Annotated in this window: 18 protein-coding genes; 6 read left to right on the top strand and 12 right to left on the bottom strand. The window is 59.8% G+C overall.

What is annotated here, in order from left to right; translation table 11 throughout:
- Positions 1-654 precede the first annotated feature (654 nt).
- Positions 655-1,530, top strand: a complete 876-nt coding sequence (locus ACPF7Z_RS02585; protein ID WP_425191599.1) for a DMT family transporter — start codon at positions 655-657, stop codon at positions 1,528-1,530.
- Positions 1,531-1,638: 108 nt separating this feature from the next.
- Here the strand turns inward: ACPF7Z_RS02585 and ACPF7Z_RS02580 are convergent, their stop codons facing one another.
- The 3 genes from ACPF7Z_RS02580 to ACPF7Z_RS02570 all read right to left on the bottom strand — a co-directional run bounded on the left by ACPF7Z_RS02580 (position 1,639) and on the right by ACPF7Z_RS02570 (position 3,487).
- On the bottom strand, positions 1,639-2,277 hold the full coding sequence (locus ACPF7Z_RS02580) for a peroxiredoxin (protein ID WP_425191598.1): 639 nt from the start codon (positions 2,275-2,277) through the stop codon (positions 1,639-1,641).
- 56 nt (positions 2,278-2,333) lie between these two features.
- Positions 2,334-2,891: a ferritin-like domain-containing protein gene (locus tag ACPF7Z_RS02575; RefSeq protein WP_425191597.1), complete on the bottom strand. Its 558-nt coding sequence runs from the start codon at positions 2,889-2,891 to the stop codon at positions 2,334-2,336.
- 107 nt (positions 2,892-2,998) lie between these two features.
- Positions 2,999-3,487, bottom strand: coding sequence for a C40 family peptidase (locus tag ACPF7Z_RS02570; RefSeq protein WP_425191596.1), 489 nt, complete (start codon positions 3,485-3,487; stop codon positions 2,999-3,001).
- A 254-nt stretch (positions 3,488-3,741) separates the two neighbouring features.
- On the opposite strand from ACPF7Z_RS02570, the gene ACPF7Z_RS02565 reads away from it, so the two are divergent.
- From ACPF7Z_RS02565 to ACPF7Z_RS02550, 4 genes are all read left to right on the top strand, one after another.
- The gene (locus tag ACPF7Z_RS02565; protein WP_425191595.1) at positions 3,742-4,335 is read left to right on the top strand and encodes a twin-arginine translocation signal domain-containing protein; all 594 of its coding nucleotides are present in this window, start codon (positions 3,742-3,744) and stop codon (positions 4,333-4,335) included.
- Positions 4,336-4,370: 35 nt separating this feature from the next.
- Positions 4,371-5,954 carry a GMC family oxidoreductase gene (locus tag ACPF7Z_RS02560; protein ID WP_425191594.1) on the top strand — a complete coding sequence of 528 codons (1,584 nt, stop codon included), beginning with the start codon at positions 4,371-4,373 and terminating at the stop codon, positions 5,952-5,954.
- A gap of 128 nt (positions 5,955-6,082) precedes the next feature.
- The gene (locus tag ACPF7Z_RS02555; protein ID WP_425191593.1) at positions 6,083-7,054 is read left to right on the top strand and encodes an ABC transporter substrate-binding protein; all 972 of its coding nucleotides are present in this window, start codon (positions 6,083-6,085) and stop codon (positions 7,052-7,054) included.
- A gap of 4 nt (positions 7,055-7,058) precedes the next feature.
- Positions 7,059-7,271, top strand: a complete 213-nt coding sequence (locus ACPF7Z_RS02550) for a DUF2945 domain-containing protein (protein ID WP_425191592.1) — start codon at positions 7,059-7,061, stop codon at positions 7,269-7,271.
- A 46-nt stretch (positions 7,272-7,317) separates the two neighbouring features.
- Here the strand turns inward: ACPF7Z_RS02550 and gloA are convergent, their stop codons facing one another.
- The 8 genes from gloA to ACPF7Z_RS02510 form a co-directional block, all read right to left on the bottom strand.
- Positions 7,318-7,857 (bottom strand): lactoylglutathione lyase, encoded by a 540-nt coding sequence (gene gloA / locus ACPF7Z_RS02545; RefSeq protein WP_425191591.1) that lies wholly within the window; start codon positions 7,855-7,857, stop codon positions 7,318-7,320.
- A gap of 63 nt (positions 7,858-7,920) precedes the next feature.
- Entirely contained in the window at positions 7,921-9,036 is a 1,116-nt protein-coding gene (locus ACPF7Z_RS02540) for a lipocalin-like domain-containing protein (protein WP_425191590.1), read from the bottom strand.
- Positions 9,033-11,531, bottom strand: coding sequence for an FtsX-like permease family protein (locus ACPF7Z_RS02535; protein ID WP_425191589.1), 2,499 nt, complete (start codon positions 11,529-11,531; stop codon positions 9,033-9,035). Before ACPF7Z_RS02535 ends, ACPF7Z_RS02540 begins: the two co-directional genes overlap by 4 nt.
- Positions 11,528-12,193 (bottom strand): ABC transporter ATP-binding protein, encoded by a 666-nt coding sequence (locus ACPF7Z_RS02530; RefSeq protein WP_425191588.1) that lies wholly within the window; start codon positions 12,191-12,193, stop codon positions 11,528-11,530. The genes ACPF7Z_RS02535 and ACPF7Z_RS02530 overlap by 4 nt, the downstream gene beginning before the upstream one ends.
- Positions 12,194-12,236: 43 nt before the next feature.
- A complete protein-coding gene (locus ACPF7Z_RS02525; RefSeq protein ID WP_425191587.1) occupies positions 12,237-13,169 on the bottom strand; it encodes a metal ABC transporter solute-binding protein, Zn/Mn family in 933 nt (310 codons plus the stop codon).
- Positions 13,169-14,092: a metal ABC transporter permease gene (locus ACPF7Z_RS02520; protein WP_425191586.1), complete on the bottom strand. Its 924-nt coding sequence runs from the start codon at positions 14,090-14,092 to the stop codon at positions 13,169-13,171. The genes ACPF7Z_RS02525 and ACPF7Z_RS02520 overlap by 1 nt, the downstream gene beginning before the upstream one ends.
- The gene (locus ACPF7Z_RS02515; protein WP_425191585.1) at positions 14,089-14,814 is read right to left on the bottom strand and encodes a metal ABC transporter ATP-binding protein; all 726 of its coding nucleotides are present in this window, start codon (positions 14,812-14,814) and stop codon (positions 14,089-14,091) included. Before ACPF7Z_RS02515 ends, ACPF7Z_RS02520 begins: the two co-directional genes overlap by 4 nt.
- Positions 14,814-14,960, bottom strand: a complete 147-nt coding sequence (locus tag ACPF7Z_RS02510; RefSeq protein WP_425191584.1) for a hypothetical protein — start codon at positions 14,958-14,960, stop codon at positions 14,814-14,816. The genes ACPF7Z_RS02515 and ACPF7Z_RS02510 overlap by 1 nt, the downstream gene beginning before the upstream one ends.
- Positions 14,961-15,102: 142 nt before the next feature.
- Between ACPF7Z_RS02510 and betT the strand changes: the two genes are divergently transcribed.
- Positions 15,103-17,166: a choline BCCT transporter BetT gene (gene betT, locus ACPF7Z_RS02505; RefSeq protein WP_425191583.1), complete on the top strand. Its 2,064-nt coding sequence runs from the start codon at positions 15,103-15,105 to the stop codon at positions 17,164-17,166.
- Between the two features lie 53 nt (positions 17,167-17,219).
- On the opposite strand, the gene ACPF7Z_RS02500 is transcribed toward betT, so the two are convergent.
- A complete protein-coding gene (locus ACPF7Z_RS02500; RefSeq protein ID WP_425191582.1) occupies positions 17,220-17,996 on the bottom strand; it encodes an SDR family oxidoreductase in 777 nt (258 codons plus the stop codon).
- Positions 17,997-18,001 lie beyond the last annotated feature (5 nt).

Here is an 18,001-nt window from a genome sequence, read left to right as displayed (position 1 = left end):
ACACAAAAGTTAACTTTTAGCCGCTATAGTGTCGCCATCATAAGGTGACAACCTGCGCACCCCAACCTGACATTGAGGTTGTGGAAGGGTGGTTTTTTTAGTTCTTGGTTATTAATTTTTAATACATTTGGAATGTTATTTAATGTTAAAAACTGATGCTAGCAGTATTATTTAAACAGGGGTATCAGGGTCAAAAAATGCGGTTGAAACGTTTTAATATAAGTATGTGTTGGCTTAAGGTCGGTAATGTACCTAAAAAGCGCGAATGTGTCTCAACACGACTTATTATCGGTAACTGTTTATAAAAATTGGTAAAAATCTATATCCGGTGATAAAAATTAAAACTGAAAGGATGGGCGTTAGCGTCAGCACGTGATTCAAGAGAAGCGCAAATCGGTATAACACTGTTTTTTTAAGAATGGCTTTTTCAATGCTGATCTCATCAAAATAAGTAGGATGCTAATGGGATTTTACTAAAGTCTATGGCTAAAAAGCCCATACTAAGAAGTGGGGCATGTAATGAACATTGAACTGTAACCGCTGCATTGCAGCATTTGTAGCTGTCCAGAACGTATTGCCCGGTGTGCTGCACCAAGCTATCCAGGCAGTTTTTTCGAGCATCTACAGTTTCTATCTCCCATCAAGGAATGCTGAATGTCACAGACCGCGCTGGGCATCGTCTATATGTGTCTCGGTGTGCTGTTTCTGGCCCTGGGCGACGCCGTGGCCAAATGGCTGAGCGCAAGCTATGCTCCCGTACAGATCGTCTTCTTTCGTATGCTGATTGCGCTTCCGCTGATCATGTTGATAGCCCACTTCAACGGCGGCCTGCGTACCTTGGGCACACGACGCCCCCTGATACACTTGCTGCGCGGGCTGATTGCCACCGTCATCACGTTCAGTTTCATCGTGGGTCTCTCCTTGCTGCCTCTGGCGGAGGTTACCGCCATCGCCTTCGCCGCACCGCTATTCATCGCATTGCTTTCGGTACCTCTGCTGGGTGAGCGGGTCGAACCCTTGCCACTGATCGCCGCCTTCGTTGGCTTTGCAGGTGTGCTGATCGTGGTGCGCCCCGGAGCAGCGGGATTTCAGGTCGGGGCGTTGGTGGTACTGCTCGCGGCCATCTGCTATGCGCTATTGATGATCACTGCTCGTCTGTATGGGGGACGCGAGCATCTCTGGGCCATGGTTTTTTATGTGACCCTGGTGCCGTTGATCGTCAGTGCGGTGTTGCTGCCGTTGTTCTGGGAGCCGCCCCAGCTGGTGCATTGGCTGGGATTTATCAGTGCCGGCATGCTGGGGGTGGCGGCCATGTCGTTCATCACCCTGGCGTTTCGTCATGCGCCGGCATCGATCGCCGCGCCTTTCGACTACACGGCGATGGTGTGGGCGGTATTGCTGGGATGGCTAATCTGGGGCGAGCTACCCGATACCTGGGTCTATGTGGGTACCGCTGTAATCATCGCCAGCGGTCTACTTGTCGCTTTCCATGAACAGCGAGTCGCCATCAAGGCGCGGCCCACTCTCTGAAATAGGCTTGCTGAGCAGGGATAGCCGAATCAGGACAGCCGAGCCAAAAAACGCCGACTGCAAAGAGTCGGCGTTCCACTTTGTTGGCGATCGGTTATTGATGAACGGTCAGGTCTTGTTGGGCTGTTTGACCATGCGCAGGTACGGCTTCTTCTCGTCCCAGCCTTCAGGAAATAGCTCCTTGGCCTGCTCGTTGGGAACCGAAGGCACGATGATACAGTCGTCCCCATCGGTCCAGTTAACCGGAGTCGCCACCTTATAGCCATCGGTCAGCTGCAAACTGTCGATCACTCGCAGGATTTCGGGGAAATTGCGGCCGGTGCTAGCCGGATAGGTGATGGTCAAGCGCACCTTCTTGTTGGGATCGATGATGAACACCGAGCGCACGGTCAGTGAGTCGTTGGCGTTGGGATGGATCATGTCATAAAGGTCACTCACCTTGCGATCGCCATCCGCCAAGAGCGGGAAGTTCAGGCCGTGGCCCTGGGTTTCCTGAATATCCCCGGCCCAGGCCTTGTGATCTTCCACGGGATCCACGGAAAGCCCGATGGCCTTGACGTTGCGCTTGTCGAACTCCGGCTTGAGACGCGAGACCTCGCCAAGCTCGGTGGTACACACGGGGGTGAAATCCGCAGGATGCGAAAACAGTACCACCCAGCTGTCACCGGCCCACTTGTGGAACTCGATAGGGCCGTCGGTGCTGTCCTGAGTAAAGTCGGGGGCTGTGTCCCCAAGGCGTAAAGACATGATTAGATCCTTATTGTCGGATGAACGATAGGTGAACCGACTGCCGTCAGTGACGCTCACGCATTATTGGTAGGCAATCGATCAAGGCCCTCGAGCAGTCCCGCCATGTCGTCGGCGTGCTCTTCTTCCTGAGCGAGAATATCTTCCATGATGCGCCGCGAGGTCGGGTCCTTGTCGCCCAGATAGGTAGCGATCTCGCGATAGCTATCGATAGCGATACGCTCGGCGATAAGATCCTCCTTGATCATTTCCTTGAGATCAGAGCCTTCCACATACTCAGCGTGGGAGCGGCTCTGCAGGCCTTCCGGTGAGAAGTTTGGCGCGCCTCCCAACTGCACGATGCGCTCGGCAAGCCAATCGGCGTGCTGTTGCTCCTGCTGGGCGTGCTCCAGGAATTCCTGTTTGGCGATGTTCGCACTCAGCCCATCCGCCATATAGTAGTGGCGCTTGTAACGCAGGGTGCAGACGATCTCGGTTGCCAGGGCTTCGTTGAGAATATTGATCACATTTTCACGGTCGGCCTTGTAGCCTTCCGTGATGGCACCCTTTTCAATGTGCTGCCGCGCACGTTCGCGAAGTGTTTTAACATCGGTCAAAAATGGTTGATCCGTCATATACGATCTCCTTGAATCAGCGTGCTCCCACAAGCGTAGAACATCCTGCTCGCGACGGCTTGAAATCTCGAACTACCGACTTGAACATGCGGGCGAATCGGTGTCATTCAAGGGGCGGGGCCGACCGTGCCGAGATAGCGGTCTTGCCAATAGTCGAGATGTAGCGGGGTCGTGGTGACCTGACGGCCGCTGCCGGGGGCGTGAACCATCTGCCCATCGCCAAGATAGATGCCCACATGGGTCGCTTTACTACCGGAACCGAAAAACAGTAGGTCGCCGGGACGAATCGTGTCGCGCTCTGGCAGGCGGGAAAATTGCTGATTGGCGGTGCGTGGCACCTCGATGCCAGCGCTTGCGTAGGCCATCTGCACCAGCCCCGAGCAGTCCAGGCCACTCCTGGTCGTCCCGCCATAGCGATAGGGAATACCCAGCGCCTGACGGGCACTGGCCAGGATCATCGCGCGCTCGAGAGAAAGCGCGGCCTGCTCCTGGTCATATTCCTGAATGCGCATTTCACGTCCGGCACAGCCGGTGAGCAGTGTGAATGTGAGCAAGGCGATCCAGAAGCGGTAGCGCGGTTGGGTCAGTAGGTGCATGAGCAACTCGAATTGAAGATCACTGTTTACAGACTAGCGTCTCAAAGCCGCTTGAGCCATTTGTCAGGAGTTGTATGCGTCGGTAAAACGCCTACGACCTTAGGCTAAATAGCAGTTTGCTGTTATCTACAGATCGCGACGACCGCCTATTCTCTTTAAGAGACCTTTGCGTCTCTGCATCCACAACGATAACCGGGAGGCATGCCTCAGCCAGCTTGCAAGGCCCCTGCCAGCCCGCCCATGGGGAGATCCACATGCTATCACGCCGCTCTTCATACCCTTCTTCATGCTCCCACCTGTCACGCCGTGTCTTTCTCAAGGCGAGCGGCGGTGCCCTGGTCGGGACATTGGCCTTTGCCAGTGGTCCCATCGCCCTGCTGGCGCCCAGCCGCAGTTGGGCGATGCCGCTTCAGACGTTGAGTTCTCGCCAGGGCGAAGTCCTGCTCGAAATCACTAAGCAGATGTTTCCACATGCCACCCTCGAGGATGCGGTCTATGCCTTCGTGGTCAAGGATTTGGACCGGGTCGCCGAGGCCGAGCAGACCCGCGAGCTGCTCCAGGGCGGGATCGCATCCCTCGATGACGACGCCAGCGGCGACTGGCTGGCACTGGACCGGCAGGATCAGTTCCAGCGCATCAAGTCCCTCGAAGGCACGCCGTTCTTCGAGAAGATTCGCGCCACCGCCGTGGTCTCGCTCTACAACAACCCGCTGGCCTTCGCGCATTTCGGCTATCAGGGCAAGGAGGGCGATGTCGGTTATCTGTACAACGGCTTCAGCGACCTGACCTGGTTGCCTGATCCGCCGCAGCCCGAGGACGGCTTCATGCCCGGCAAAGCGGCCTCCTAAGATGCCAAATCAGAATAACAATCAGGAGAGACCTCATGGCAATGCTCGATAAACAAGCGCACTTCGCTCTCGACGACAAGGAGGTGGTGGTGGTCATCGGTTCCGGCGCCGGCGGCGGTACCCTGGCCCACGAACTGGCCCGGCAGGCCATTGACGTGGTCGTGCTCGAAGCCGGTGCGCTGCATACCCGCGACGACTTCCTCGCCGACGAATGGGCGTCCTTCAGCCAGTTGGCGTGGCTGGACAACCGCACCACTTCCGGTAGCTTTCGTCTGGTCAAGGATTTTCCCAACCTGCCGGCGTGGATCGTCAAGGCGGTGGGAGGCACCACGGTGCACTGGGCCGGCGCCAGTCTGCGCATTCAGCCTCACGAATTCCGCGCGCTCAGCGAATACGGGGCCGTCGAGGGCGCCAATCTGCTCGACTGGCCGCTTGGCTACGATGACCTGGCGCCTTATTACGCGAATGCCGAAGATCGCATGGGCGTCACTCGCACCAATGACATCCCCGGCCTGCCCGGCAACAACAACTTCCATGTGATGTATGCTGGCGCCAAGAACCTGGGCTATGAATGCAACACCGGGCACATGGCGATCAACAGCCAGATCCGCGATGGCCGGGCTTCCTGCCAGCAGCGCGGTTTCTGCTTCCAGGGCTGTCGCACCGGTGCCAAGTGGTCGACGCTATACACCGAATTGCCGGCGGGGATTGCCACCAAACACCTGGAACTGCGGCCCCAGTCGCATGTCGCCACCATCGAGCACGACGACTCGGGGCGTGTCACCGGGGTGACCTACTTCGATGCCAATGGCGACCTGCAACGCCAGCAGGCGCGGGTCGTGGCGGTGGCAGGCAACTCCATCGAGACGCCGCGACTGTTGCTCAACTCAGCGTCCTCGACATTCCCCGAGGGGTTGGCCAATGGCTCCGGCCAGGTCGGGCGCAATTACATGCGCCACATGACCGGTTCGGTGTATGCCACCTTCGAGGAGCCGGTACACATGTACCGTGGCACGACCATGGCCGGCATCATCTCGGAAGAGGCGCGGCACGATCCCTCGCGTGGTTTCGTCGGCGGCTACGAGATGGAAACGCTGTCGCTGGGATTGCCGTTCATGGCGGCCTTCCTCGATCCCGGCGCCTGGGGCAGCAAGTTCACCGGCGCGCTGGATCAGTACGATCACATGGCCGGCATGTGGCTGGTCGGCGAAGACATGCCGCGAGAGAGCAACCGCATCACCCTGAACGAGCAGGCCAGGGACGCCTACGGACTGCCGGTGGCCAACGTGCACTACGACGATCATCCTAACGACGTCGCCATGCGCGAACACGCATTTCAGCAGGGCAGTAAGCTGTACGAGTCAGTAGGCGCCAAGGACATCTATCTGACACCACCTTACCCCTCGACCCACAATCTGGGCTCCTGCCGCATGAGCGAGAAGGCGCAGGACGGAGTGTGCAATGGGCATGGTCAGACGCACGACATCCCCAACCTGTTCATCTCGGATGGCAGCCAATTCACCACCTCGGCAGCGGAGAATCCAACCCTGACCATCGTTGCCCTGGCGGTGCGTCAGGCAGAGTACATAGGCAGGCTGATGAAGGAGGGTGCCGTATAGCGTCTCCGTTGTGGTTTATCAAGGCACGGGAGCCGAGAACGGCGGTAGCCAGCCTCACGATAAAACAGTGTTATAGTCATTGGCGCAAATAATAAACATTGTTTACTTGAACGCGAAGGAGTTCTTTTATGATGAAACGCTATCCGCTGCCTCTCATTGTCGGTTCGGCGCTTCTGACACTTCCTTTGGTAGTTCCCGCTACCGCCATGGCGCAGCAGGAAGACGCCAGCGTGCGCTTCTCCGCACCGGCCTGGCCAGGAGTCACCGTCAAGACCGCCATGGCATCCAAGCTGCTCGAGGCGCTGGGTTATCAGCCCAGCCAGCAGGAGATCGGCTCCACCATCACCTACGAGGCGCTCAATCTGGGCGAGATCGATGCGTTTCTCGCCGCCTGGTTGCCCGCCCAGCAGCCCATGTACGATCCGAGCATGGAGAAAGGTACCATCGTTGATCTAGGCAACAACGTCGACGGTGCACGACTGGGTTTCGCGGTGCCGAGCTATGTCGCCGAGGCGGGGCTGACCTCCGCCGAAGATCTGGACAACGAAGAGTTCGCCGAGCGTCTCGGTCGTACTGTCTACAATATCGAGGCCGGCTCGGGAATGAGCGAGATCCTCAACCGTGGAGTGGATGAAGATATCTATGGCCTGGGGGACTGGGATCTTTCCGAGACATCGACCCCGGGCATGCTCAGCGTGGTGAAAGACGCCATCAGCAACGACGAGTGGGTCGTATTTGGCGGCTGGACCCCGCACTGGATGAACATCGAGTACGACATTACCTACCTCGACGACCCCAAGGATCTGTGGGGGCCGAATGGCGGACGCAGCGATGTGAAGACATTGCTCAACAAGGATTTTGCCGACTCTCATCCCAATGTCTCCAAGTTTCTCGATCAGGTCGTGATCTCCGCGGACGACCAGAGTGAGATGATCCTGGGCTTCGGTTTCGAGAATCGTGACCCGGAGGAAGTGGCTCTGGAGTGGATCAAGAAGAACCCGGAAAAGGTCAAATCCTTCGTTGAAGGGGTGACTACCAGAAACGGTGAGCCCGCCTGGCCGGCATTGCAGGAAGCGTTTGATCTATCTCAAGAAGGATAAAACCATGGCCAAGTTCAAGGTAGGTGATCATGTGACCTGGAATTCCGAAGCTGGTCATGTGAGTGGCGTCATCACAAAGGTGCACACCGAAGATTTCGACTACAAGGGCCACAATCGGCGCGCCTCCCCGGAGGAGCCGCAGTACGAGATCAAGAGCGACAAGACCGATCACGTAGCGGCCCACAAGGAGGGAACGCTGAAAAAGCTGAATGACTGAGTGTTAAGCACGGGGCACGGCTCACGCCGGCCTCGTGCCGCTCTGTTCAGCCTTGGCCCATCTTGCTCATCAACGCCGGCTCGACGATCTCGATCCAATAGCCATCCGGATCCTTGACGAAGGCGACATTCTTCATCTTGCCGTCTTCAGGGCGCTTGACGAACTCGACCTGATTGCTCTCGAGCCAGTGCATGGCCGTCGACAGATCCGGCACCGAGAAGCAGATATGACCAAAGCCCTGAGGCTCGGCGTTGCCGTCGTGATAGGCGAAATCGGGCTGGTTTTCGGTGCCCCAGTTATGGGTCAGCTCGAGTACGCCTCGTCGACTGAACGTCCAGGTAGTGCGCTCACCTATCTCGTCGGGTACCGTCTCGTCTACATCCACTCGGGCCAGAAAGTACAGCGTGAACTGCATCTCGGGGAAATCCAGCTTGCGCAGCACGCGTAGCCCGAATACATGGCTATAGAAGGCCAAAGAGCGCTCGGGAGCCTTGATACGCAGCATGGTATGGTTAAGGGTGAAGCCGGAGGTTTCCGGGGGTACATGGGTATCGACGCCGGGATGTTGTTCGGTAAATATCGCCATGTTCTGCTCCTCTTCGTTCATGATGATGGGTCAACATTAGCGTAGCTTAGTCTCGTCATCGCCTCACTCACTGGCGTAGCCGGTCATCTCCAGATACCCCTCACCGCCATGGCTACCACTGACCTTTACCATGCCTTCCCAATAGGCGAAGGAGGTGTCCATCCACTGATTCGGATGGCGGGCGCGCACCTCTACATCGAGATGTCGTTCGGGTACTTCTACACGCCAGCGAGTGGGTAATTCACGTTCTGCCACCTTCTGGTACTCAAGCGGGGTCAAGCGCAGTTCATCGCCTTCAAGAGGGATTGCGTCACCCTGAGGGGTGATCCAGCTGCCGGAGAGATAGCTCTGGTTTCCATCCTCGCCCCCGCCACGCAAGCGAAATGCCATCAGCTTGGCACCGTTGGCAAGATGCAGCGAGAACCAGTCCCAGCCGCTCTGGGTCGGCCCCAGCAATTGGCTGCTCCACTCCCGATCCAGCCAGGCGCGACCGGTGACGGCGATAGGCTTGTCATCGACCCGTATCTCGCCGCTGACGTGAAAGAACGGCTGACTGTAATACATCGAGCCCTGACCATCGGCGGATTTCTGACTGAATCCTTGCTCACCATGGCGTACCAGCGGCCCCTCGGCGTCAAGCGTCAGCCGATAGCCAAAATCCGACCCTTGCGCCGTTACCTTCAAGTGATCGAAGCCTGCGGTGCCGTCCACTGTACTTAGCGACCAGTCATCGATCCAGGCATCGAAAGGTGTTGCATCAACCCCGGCCTGGCCGATACCTCCCCGGGCGAAGCGTTCGCTGAAGCGGTGATCCTTGGGCGTCGACAGTGCTGCGTGGGCCATCCAGAGTTGGCGGCTGGCCCAGGGGATTTCGCTTTCCGATTGTGGATCGGTAGGCGCCATCGCCTGACGGAACAAAGTCCACTGCACGCCAAAATGCCGCCCATCCTCTGCGATGAGATTGGCGGTCAGATACCACCATTCGATGCGATAGTCCGGATGCGGTCCATGATCGGCGGGGAAATTCAGTTCCGTGCCGGGTCGCGCCTGACGAAAGTCGCCAACACTTTCCCCCAGTCCTGCATAGCTCGTGGTGGATGGCGCGTCCTCGGGCCAGAGCTGCCAGCCGATCAGCAGCGCGGCGATAACCAGCGAGAAGGCGATCAGAAGACGCTTCATGCGGCGGCGAACTCCTGCAATAGCTGGCGCGGCGGCACACGCCACAGGCGCCAGGCTGGAATCAGAGCAGCCAGAGCCGCGACGGCCACCGCCAGTGTAACGGTCACGATCATTTGCCCGGGGAACACATGCAGTGGCAAACGCCAGCCAAAGGCGGCCACGTTGATGACCGCTACCAGGGCACCGGTCAGCAGTAGTCCCAAGGGGATCGCCAATAGCGCGGTGCCCAGGGCAGCCATCACCAGTTGACCGAGCTGGAGCAGGACCAGTTGGCGTCGGGCCACACCCAGCGCCCAAAGCGGGGCCAGTTGGGCGCGGCGCGCCTCGGCCTGAGCCAGCAGAGTGGTCAGCAGCGCCAGCCCGGCGACGCCCAGGGTCAGCACATTGAGCGCACGAGTGATGGTGAAGGTACGTTCGAATACCTCGGTAGCCACCTGCTTGAGCGCCTGTTGATCGATCAGCGGCGTCCCATCTGTTCCTTCGCTGGTCAGGCGAAAACGTTCGCGCAACGCATTCTGCAGGCGTTCAAGGGTCTGTGACCGGTCATCCGTGGGCGCCAGCACCACGCCTAGCGTACCCGGAGGCGCCTTGAACGCTTCGGCCAGACGCGACACCGGCAGTGCGATCTCGCCGCGCGGGTTGCCATAATCCGGATAGACGGCCGCAATGTTCAAGGTGATCAGCCCCGTCGGACTTTTCAATTGCAGTGTATCGCCGGTTTCAAAGCCCTGTCGTCGAGCCAACTGCTCGTTGATGAAGATCGCTCCCTGATTCAGTGCATCCCAGGCGGCCTCACGACCTTCCAGGGTGTCGAGCAGCGGCCAGTGGCGACGCAGAATGGGCTCCGGAACGATGCCGAACAGTGCGACCGGCGCGGCGTCGGCGTCGCTCCCGATCAGCTCGGTCTCGGCAGAACGAGTTGGCAGCAGGGTGGCCACCTCGGAACGCTCCTGTAGCCAGGATCGAAGATCATCAAACTGCTCCGCGGAGGGACGCACGTAGAGATCCGCCAGCAAGCGCTGATCGAGCCAGTCAAGAAAGGTCAAACGGAAGCCACCCACCATGCTGCCTACCCCCAGATTGGCAGAAAGGGCCAGCAGCAAGGCCATCATCGCCAAGGAAAGTTGTGGAAGCTGCAACTGCAGATCGGCCAGGCTCCATTGTAGTAGCGCGGCACGCCGGGGCAGACGTCTGGCCAGCAAACCAAGCACACCCGCTAGCAAGGGCGGCAACCAAAGCGCAGTTCCCAGCAGCAACAACGCTACCAAGGTAAAGCCCAAGGCCAACTCCTGATGGCCGCCAGGCCTGCTCAATTGCCACCATAAAAGCGCAGCGCCCGCCAGCAATCCGCCGCCGAGCAACGCCTGCAGCCGCAATTGGCCACGCAGGCGAGAGCGCCAGACTTGGGCCTGGCCCAGGGCCAACACGTTCACCCGGGCGGCGCGCCACAGCATGCTGGCCCCGGCACTGAAAAGCCCCCCAAGCGTGATGGCAAGGCCCCCCAGCCAATAGTGCCAAGGCAGGGCCAGCGTACCGCTGACCGTGGTGTCGTAAAGTGCATCCAGGGTCGCCGCCACGTCCGGCAACAGCAACTGTGCCAAGATGACACCGCTCACGATACCCAGCAGCGCGCCGATCAACCCCATCAGCAACAGTTCCAGCCCCAGTGCCAGGATCAGCGTCCGCGCCGGCACCCCTAAGGCGCACAGGGTGCGCAGCAAGCCCAGACGCTGCTCCAGCGCCAGCCCCAGGGCGGCATGCACGATGAATAGCCCCACTACCAAAGCCAGCAGGCCCATGGCGGTGAGATTGAGATGGAAACTGTCGGCGAGCTGCCCCGGCGAGGCCAGCGCTTCCGTTGAGATGCGCAGGAATGCCGGTGGTAGTTCGATCTTCCGATCCGGCGCAATCACCAGTCGCGTGATGCGCCGGTCCATGTTCAGTAGCCGAGTAGCGACGGCGATATCGGTTACCAGCGTTGCCGGAGGCAGATCGGGATCGAGCTCTAGCGGTGGCAAATCGTCAAGCATGCGGGCCTTTTCGAGGCTGTCCGGTGCGACCCGCACGCGATAAGGCGGAATCAACCAGTTGCGAAGGGAGTCTGCATCACCATCCTGCTGCGCCAGGGGCCCGCCACCGGGCAGGCTCAAGGGCTCGATACCGATCAGCGTCAGGCTCTCGCCTTTGGCCAAGGACAACTCACCCTCGATGATCGGTGAGACAGGCAGGCCGGCGCGCCGAAGGGTGAGATAGTCGTCTATCGTCAGGGCCGCACCATCGCGGCGCTCGATACGATCGAGGTCCGCGCTGAATAGCGCCTCGGCCCGGGCGTAGCTTTCTCGGGCCGAGGCATTGATGGCCTGCACACCGCTCCAGAGGGCACTGGCGACCCAGAGCCCCAGCAATAGCATGATTAGCTGACCCGGATGGCGTCGGTAGTGCGACAGCAGGGTCGCAAGGGTCGTGCGCAGCACGCTTGATGAGCCGGTATTCACTGGGGCATGTCCATCAGCCGGCCGCGTTGGAGCATCAGATGGCGCTGCATGGGCGCGGCGACTCGGGCGCTGTGAGTGACCATCAACAATGCACAGCCGCTTTCATCGATCAGCGTCTGCAGTAAGTCCAGCACCTGATCCGCGGCAGCCTCGTCGAGGTTGCCGGTGGGTTCGTCCGCCAATAGAAGGCGCGGTTTCGGCGCCAGCGCGCGGCCGATGGCCAGGCGCTGTTGCTGCCCGCCGGAAAGCTGCTCCGGATAGCGCGCGGCGAATTCGGCAAGCCCAAGACGTGTGAGCAGATGCTCGGTCCAGGCATCGTCCTCGCGCCCCGCAAGTCGTGCCTGCAGGGTAAGGTTGTCCCGCACCGACAGGCTCGGTACCAGATGGAATTGCTGAAACACCAGCCCCAGTTGATCACGACGTAGCGCGGCACGCTTTGTCTCGCTCAAGGCCGAAAGACGCTGAGCACCGAGATGCACGCTGCCGTCGTCCGGCAGATCCAGCCCTGCTGCCAGGTGCAGGAGGGTCGATTTGCCGCTGCCGGACTCCCCCATCAAGGCCAGGCTTTCGCCGGCTGCAAGGGTCAAATCGACCTCATCCAGCACCTTGAGCGGTCCCTGCGGTGTCGGGTATGTCTTGGTGATGCTGGTTAGTCGCAGCATGGTGCGAAGCGTCGTCCTTCTCGGGTCTGGTTTGGAGTTCCCGTCAGTCGGCGTTGGTCGTCAAGCCCTTACTTAGCAGCGTTGCATTATGGCGCATCATGCCGACATAGGTGCTGGCTTCGCCATCGCTGGCCAGCGCGCCGGAGTAGAGTGTACCGGCAATGGGCAGGCCGGTTTCTTCGGCGAGTTGCTCAATGATGCCCGGATTGGCGTTGTTCTCGAGAAACAGTGCCGGCACTTGATTGTCGCGTATGACATCGATCAGTCGCGCCATGTCCGCAGCGGAAGGCGCTGCCGCCGTGCTCAGCCCTGCCGGGGATAGAAAACGCACATGGTAAGCATCGGCGAAATAGCCGAAGGCCTGGTGGCCGGTGACCACGACGCGCTGTGCCTCGGGGATTGCAGCCATCGAGGCGCGAATATCCTGATCGAGCTCCTCGAGCTGCTCGAGGTAACGCTCTGCGTTGTCACGATAGCGCGCGGCGTTGCTTGGATCGGCCTCGATCAGCCCTTCGCGAATATTGACGACATACTGCTGTGCCCGGGCCACATCCAGCCAGGCATGCGGGTCGGCTTCACCGTGGCCGTGATCGTGGCCATCCTCATGCTCGTCTTCCGAAGCGCCGGAAGCATGACCGTCGCTGACCAGGGGCGTGATGCCATCGCTGGCGGTTACCCGGACACCGGCGTAGTCACTGGCGTCGATAAGACGCTTCAACCAGCCTTCGAGTTGCAGGCCATTGAAGATGAGAATGTCCGCCTGGCCGAGGCTGCGCGCCTGGGTGGGGCTGGGGGAGAAGGCGTGGATATCGCTGTTCGGCGCCACCAGGGAGGTCACGTCGACCTGCTCCCCCCCGACCTGTTTGGCCATATCGGCGAGAATGCTGAAGCTTGTCACCACTCGTAGCGGTTCCGCAGCTTGGGTAACGTTTAGACTTAGCGCCAGCAATAGGGCGAGAGCCAAGGATTTGCGCATCATATCGTCCTGTGATGGGAGGGGGGCGATTCTTCGGTATGGGGTGTTTCGGTGGCTGCCCCGGGACGGCGCAGACGCGCCAATACGCTATTGTGACGACCGCATAACGCCGAGAACAGATAGGCGATGCCCGCCAGCAGGATAATGCAGGGGCCGGAGGGCAAGCCAAGATGATAGGAGAGCAACAAGCCTCCGGTGCTGGCCAGCATGGCGATGAGGATGGCCAGGCCTATCAAGCCCTCCAGGCGCTTGGACCAGAAGCGCGCGGCGGTTGCCGGCAGCATCATCAGACCCACCGCCATTAGCGTGCCCAGGGTCTGGAAGCCGGCGGTCAGGTTGAGCACCACCAGGCCCAGGAACAACCCGTGAATCAGACCGCTATGCACGCCCTGACCGCGCAGGAACAGCGGATCGAGGCATTCGACCACCAGGGCGCGGAACATCAGCGCCAGCAATAGCACCGTCAGGCTGCAGACCGTGGCGATGAGCAGCAGAGCGCTCGAGTCTACCGCCAGGATCGAGCCGAACAGCACATGGGTGAGATCGACGCTACTGCCCCCCAACGAGACCAGCAATACGCCCGCCGCGAGCGAGATCAAATAAAAACTGGCCATCGCCGAGTCCTCCCGGTGGCCGGTCATCTGCGACACCCCGCCGGCCAGGCCGGCGACGATCAGACCCGAGAGCACGCCGCCCAGACTCATCGCCGGCAGCGAGAAACCCGCGAGCAAGAATCCCAGCGCGACCCCGGGAAGAATCGCATGGGCCATGGCATCCCCCATCAGGCTCATGCCGCGCAGCATCAAGAATACCCCGAGAGAGGGTACGGCCAGGGACAACGCCAGTCCCGCCACCAGGGCACGACGCATGAAACCGTAGTCCGTCAGTGGGGCGAACAGTAGCGCATCGAGCGTATCGATCATGAGGCCGCCCCGCGCAAATCAAGTGAAGACAGCGCAGTACCGGTAAGCGGTGTTCGTCCATAGTGCTCGAGAAGCGTCTGGGGCGTGAACCACTCACCCTTGCCTTGGGCGAGCAGCAGCACGCAGTCGGCCAGTCGCGCCAACTGCTCGAGATCGTGCAGCACGATGATGAGAGTAGTCCCCGCCGCGGCCATGTCGCGCAGCACCTGAGTGAGCACCTCGACGGTATCGCTGTCGACGTTGGCAAAGGGCTCGTCGAGCAACAGCAACTCAGCCTCCTGCATCAACGTACGACCGAGCAGCACTCGCTGGCGCTGGCCCCCGGAAAGCTCACCGAGCGGGCGATGGGCAAGCTGCGAAATGCCCAAGCGCGCCATGATCTCCCGAGCCTTGCGATAGTGCGCGGCGCAGTAGCCTTTCAAGGCCCCGTGACTGGGCCAGGTGCCGGTCATCACCAGCTCCTCGACGCTCATGGGAAAGCTCAGGTCCAGGGCCAACTGCTGAGGCAGCCAGGCACGACGCTCTCTCGGCACGTGGCACTCGATGCGACCGGCCATCGGTGGCAGCAAGCCCATGATCGATTGAATCAAGGTGCTTTTGCCTGCACCATTGGCACCGATCAATGCGGTGATGGCCCCATCTTGAAAGCTCCCGGTGAGCCCTTCGAGCACGCTGCGCCCGCCTTGGGCCAGGTGCACATCTTGCAGATGCAGTCGCGACATCAGCCAAAGCTCCCGGTGGCCCAGGCGACCGCCAGCCACAAGAGCGCAAGCGGGGCCAACGCCACGGCCAGGCGCTTTTTCGCCGACAGGGACATCAATGAAAAATGGCAGGGGCCATCGGGACGATGGCGATGATGAGAAGCCATGAAACCGCCTTGCAATTAAGAACAGGATACAAGATAACAAAAAGCGACTAGCTTGCCGGAGGCATTTACTTACAGCAATTCATGGAATTGTATCTACGCTATGGAGATGCTGGCGAGCATTACCTAATTAACAAGGACTCGTATGAACATACCCTCTCAGGAGGAACCTACCCAGGATCGTATCAATCCCACGGTTTTTTACAGCTCCGTCGTGGGCATCGTCGTGTTTTCGCTATGGGCGATGATCGCTACCGAACAAGCCAATGGCATCATCAATGCCATTCTAGGTTGGATATCCCGCACCTTTGGCTGGTACTACTTTCTTACCGTGGTGATCTATCTGGGTTTCGTGATCATCATTGGCATGTCTCGCTTCGGAAAGATCCGCCTGGGCCCCGAGCATGCTCGACCCGACTTCAATCTGTTTTCCTGGTCCGCCATGCTGTTCTCGGCGGGTATCGGCATTGGCGTCATCTTCTTCGCCCTGGCAGAGCCGTTGACCCAGTTCTATAACGCCCCCAACGCGCCCGAGGAGCAGGTTGCCGCGGCGCGCCATGCCATGCAATTGACCTTCCTGCATTGGGGATTGTCCGGGTGGGGTATCTACACTCTGGTGGGCATGTCCCTGGCCTTCTTCAGCTATCGGCATAACCTGCCCTTGACCATCAGCAGCGCGCTTTATCCCATCTTCGGCAAGAAGATCTACGGGCCGATCGGCCATGCGGTGGACACCGCTGCAGTGCTCGGCACCGTATTCGGCATCGCCGCGAGCCTCGGGATCGGTGTCATACAGCTCAATTATGGGCTGAATTTCATGTTCGGTATCGCCGAAAGCGCCTGGACCCAGACGGCGTTGGTGCTGGCTATCGTGGTGTTCGCCACCATTTCCGCGGTGACCGGGGTGGAGCGCGGCATCCGCCGCCTCTCGGAATTCAATATTCTGCTCGCGATCGCATTGTTGCTGTTCGTGCTGTTTGCGGGCAAGACGATCTTCCTGCTCAATGCGCTGGTCATGAATCTGGGCGACTATCTGGCCAGCTTCGTGTCCATGTCCTTCAACACCTATGCCTTCGATACACCGACCGACTGGCTCAATGCCTGGACGCTGTTCTTCTGGGCCTGGTGGATTGCCTGGGGGCCTTTCGTCGGCCTGTTCCTGGCGCGTATTTCTCGCGGGCGCACGATCCGCACCTTCGTCGCAGGTACCCTGACCCTACCCATCGCCTTCATGATGATCTGGATGTCATTACTGGGAAACAGCGCCCTGGATATCGCCATGAACGGCGGCACCGAGTTCGGGCAGCAGGTCATGGACAATCCGCCGGCGGGCATCTATCTGTTTTTGCAGCAGTATCCGGCGCCGGTCTTTACCACCATCGCGGTGAGTATTCTGGCCATCGTGTTCTTCGTCACCTCCGGCGACTCCGGGGCCTTGGTATTGTCGAACTTCACGACGATTCTCAAGGACGTCAACAGCGATGCGCCGATCTGGATGCGGATTCTCTGGTCGGCGGTGATTGGCGTCCTCACCCTGTCGCTATTGTTGGCGGGGGGGTTGACCACGCTGCAAAGCGCCGTGGTAATCACGGGGCTGCCGTTTTCGGTGGTGCTGTTCTTCATGATGGCCGGCCTTTACAAGGCGCTCAAGCTCGAGGCCTTCAAGATGGACAGTCAGCGCGTCAGTCTGCCCGGTCATCTCTCGGGACGTACCGGGGGCGGCGGTGAGCGCGGTGCCAGCCGCAGTTGGCAACAACGCCTCAAGCGCGCCATGAGCTTCCCCGACCGCAAGCAGGCCCAGCGCTTCCTGCAGGAGACCGTCAAACCTGCCATGGAGTCGGTGGCCGATCAGTTACGTGAGGGCGGGCTGGGGGTCGAGGTCAATCAAGGCACCCAGAATGGCGACGACTATGTGGCGCTGAACGTCGATCACGAGAACGAGCAGAACTTCAGTTATCAGGTGTGGGGGCACGGTTTCAACACCCCCGGTTTCGCCATGCACACCCCCCAGGCATCGTCACGCTATTATCGGCTAGAGGTGTATCTGCTCGAAGGCAGCCAAGGCTACGATCTCATGGGCTATTCGCGTGAGCAGGTGATCGAGGATATCCTCGATCAGTACGAAAGCCACCTGCATTTCCTGCACCTCAACCGACTCGAGCCGGGCCATACCAACATTCCGGACAGCCCGGAACAGCCCAGTGCTTGAACATCGTCACCTCGGCGCCCTGGATTTCCAGGGCGCCGTTCTCGATACGGGGATTACAACCTCAAGCCGCCGTCCACTTCCAGCACCCGGCCATGGAAATAGTTGTTCTCCAGAACGAACTGCACCGCATGGGCGATCTCGTCCGGCTCGCCCAGGCGCTTCAAGGGGATGCTGGACTCGAGCCTCTCCCGGGCCTTTTTCGGCATCTTCTCGACCATGGCGGTCTGACAGAAGCCAGGAGCGATGGCGGCGACGCGAATGCCGTGGCGGTTGAGCTCGTTGGCCCAGGTCACGGTCATGGCCGCCACGCCGGACTTGGCCGCAGAATAGTTGGTCTGGCCCACATTGCCTGCCCGGCTGATGCTGGAAATATTGACGATGACGCCGCGACTCTCCGGCTGGGATTCGTTGTGCTCGATCATCTGGGTGGCGCCCTCCCGCGCGCAGAGGAATACACCTCGCATGTCGATCTGCGAAACCTTATCCCAGTCTTCCAGGGAGAGTTTCTTCTCGACCTGGCCGTCCTTGGCCTTGACCAATAGGCCGTCAGCGGTGACCCCCGCATTGTTAACGAGACCGTGCAGGCTTCCGAACTCCTTTATCACCTGATTGAAGCACGCCTCTACCTGCGCTTCCTCGGTGATGTCCAGTGGGTAGCAGCGGCATGTTGCGCCGGCCTGCTCGCACTGCTCACGCGTCTGCTTGAGGCCGTCTTCATCCAGATCGAGCAGCGCCAGTTTGGCACCACGACTGGCCAGGCGTACCGCCATGGCCCGGCCTAGGCCCCCTGCGGCGCCAGTAATCGCGATCACTTTATCCTTGAGTTGCATGTTCT

It is taken from the genome of Halomonas sp. GXIMD04776 (assembly GCF_049808615.1).
Classification (GTDB): domain Bacteria; phylum Pseudomonadota; class Gammaproteobacteria; order Pseudomonadales; family Halomonadaceae; genus Modicisalibacter.
Note: the sequence above shows the minus strand (reverse complement) of the source record. Positions and strands in the feature narration are given on the sequence as shown.

What these genes read in the sequence shown, in the direction of transcription:
- ACPF7Z_RS02580 (WP_425191598.1), bottom strand. Translation starts at nt 2,277, where the DNA reads ATGTCTTTACGCCTTGGGGACACAGCCCCCGACTTTACTCAGGACAGC.
- ACPF7Z_RS02540 (WP_425191590.1), bottom strand. Translation starts at nt 9,036, where the DNA reads ATGAAGCGTCTTCTGATCGCCTTCTCGCTGGTTATCGCCGCGCTGCTG.
- ACPF7Z_RS02520 (WP_425191586.1), bottom strand. Translation starts at nt 14,092, where the DNA reads ATGATCGATACGCTCGATGCGCTACTGTTCGCCCCACTGACGGACTAC.
- ACPF7Z_RS02530 (WP_425191588.1), bottom strand. Translation starts at nt 12,193, where the DNA reads ATGCTGCGACTAACCAGCATCACCAAGACATACCCGACACCGCAGGGA.
- ACPF7Z_RS02575 (WP_425191597.1), bottom strand. Translation starts at nt 2,891, where the DNA reads ATGACGGATCAACCATTTTTGACCGATGTTAAAACACTTCGCGAACGT.
- ACPF7Z_RS02550 (WP_425191592.1), top strand. Translation starts at nt 7,059, where the DNA reads ATGGCCAAGTTCAAGGTAGGTGATCATGTGACCTGGAATTCCGAAGCT.
- betT (WP_425191583.1), top strand. Translation starts at nt 15,103, where the DNA reads ATGAACATACCCTCTCAGGAGGAACCTACCCAGGATCGTATCAATCCC.
- ACPF7Z_RS02570 (WP_425191596.1), bottom strand. Translation starts at nt 3,487, where the DNA reads ATGCACCTACTGACCCAACCGCGCTACCGCTTCTGGATCGCCTTGCTC.
- ACPF7Z_RS02565 (WP_425191595.1), top strand. Translation starts at nt 3,742, where the DNA reads ATGCTATCACGCCGCTCTTCATACCCTTCTTCATGCTCCCACCTGTCA.
- ACPF7Z_RS02510 (WP_425191584.1), bottom strand. Translation starts at nt 14,960, where the DNA reads ATGGCTTCTCATCATCGCCATCGTCCCGATGGCCCCTGCCATTTTTCA.
- gloA (WP_425191591.1), bottom strand. Translation starts at nt 7,857, where the DNA reads ATGGCGATATTTACCGAACAACATCCCGGCGTCGATACCCATGTACCC.
- ACPF7Z_RS02525 (WP_425191587.1), bottom strand. Translation starts at nt 13,169, where the DNA reads ATGCGCAAATCCTTGGCTCTCGCCCTATTGCTGGCGCTAAGTCTAAAC.
- ACPF7Z_RS02515 (WP_425191585.1), bottom strand. Translation starts at nt 14,814, where the DNA reads ATGTCGCGACTGCATCTGCAAGATGTGCACCTGGCCCAAGGCGGGCGC.
- ACPF7Z_RS02500 (WP_425191582.1), bottom strand. Translation starts at nt 17,996, where the DNA reads ATGCAACTCAAGGATAAAGTGATCGCGATTACTGGCGCCGCAGGGGGC.
- ACPF7Z_RS02560 (WP_425191594.1), top strand. Translation starts at nt 4,371, where the DNA reads ATGGCAATGCTCGATAAACAAGCGCACTTCGCTCTCGACGACAAGGAG.
- ACPF7Z_RS02555 (WP_425191593.1), top strand. Translation starts at nt 6,083, where the DNA reads ATGATGAAACGCTATCCGCTGCCTCTCATTGTCGGTTCGGCGCTTCTG.
- ACPF7Z_RS02585 (WP_425191599.1), top strand. Translation starts at nt 655, where the DNA reads ATGTCACAGACCGCGCTGGGCATCGTCTATATGTGTCTCGGTGTGCTG.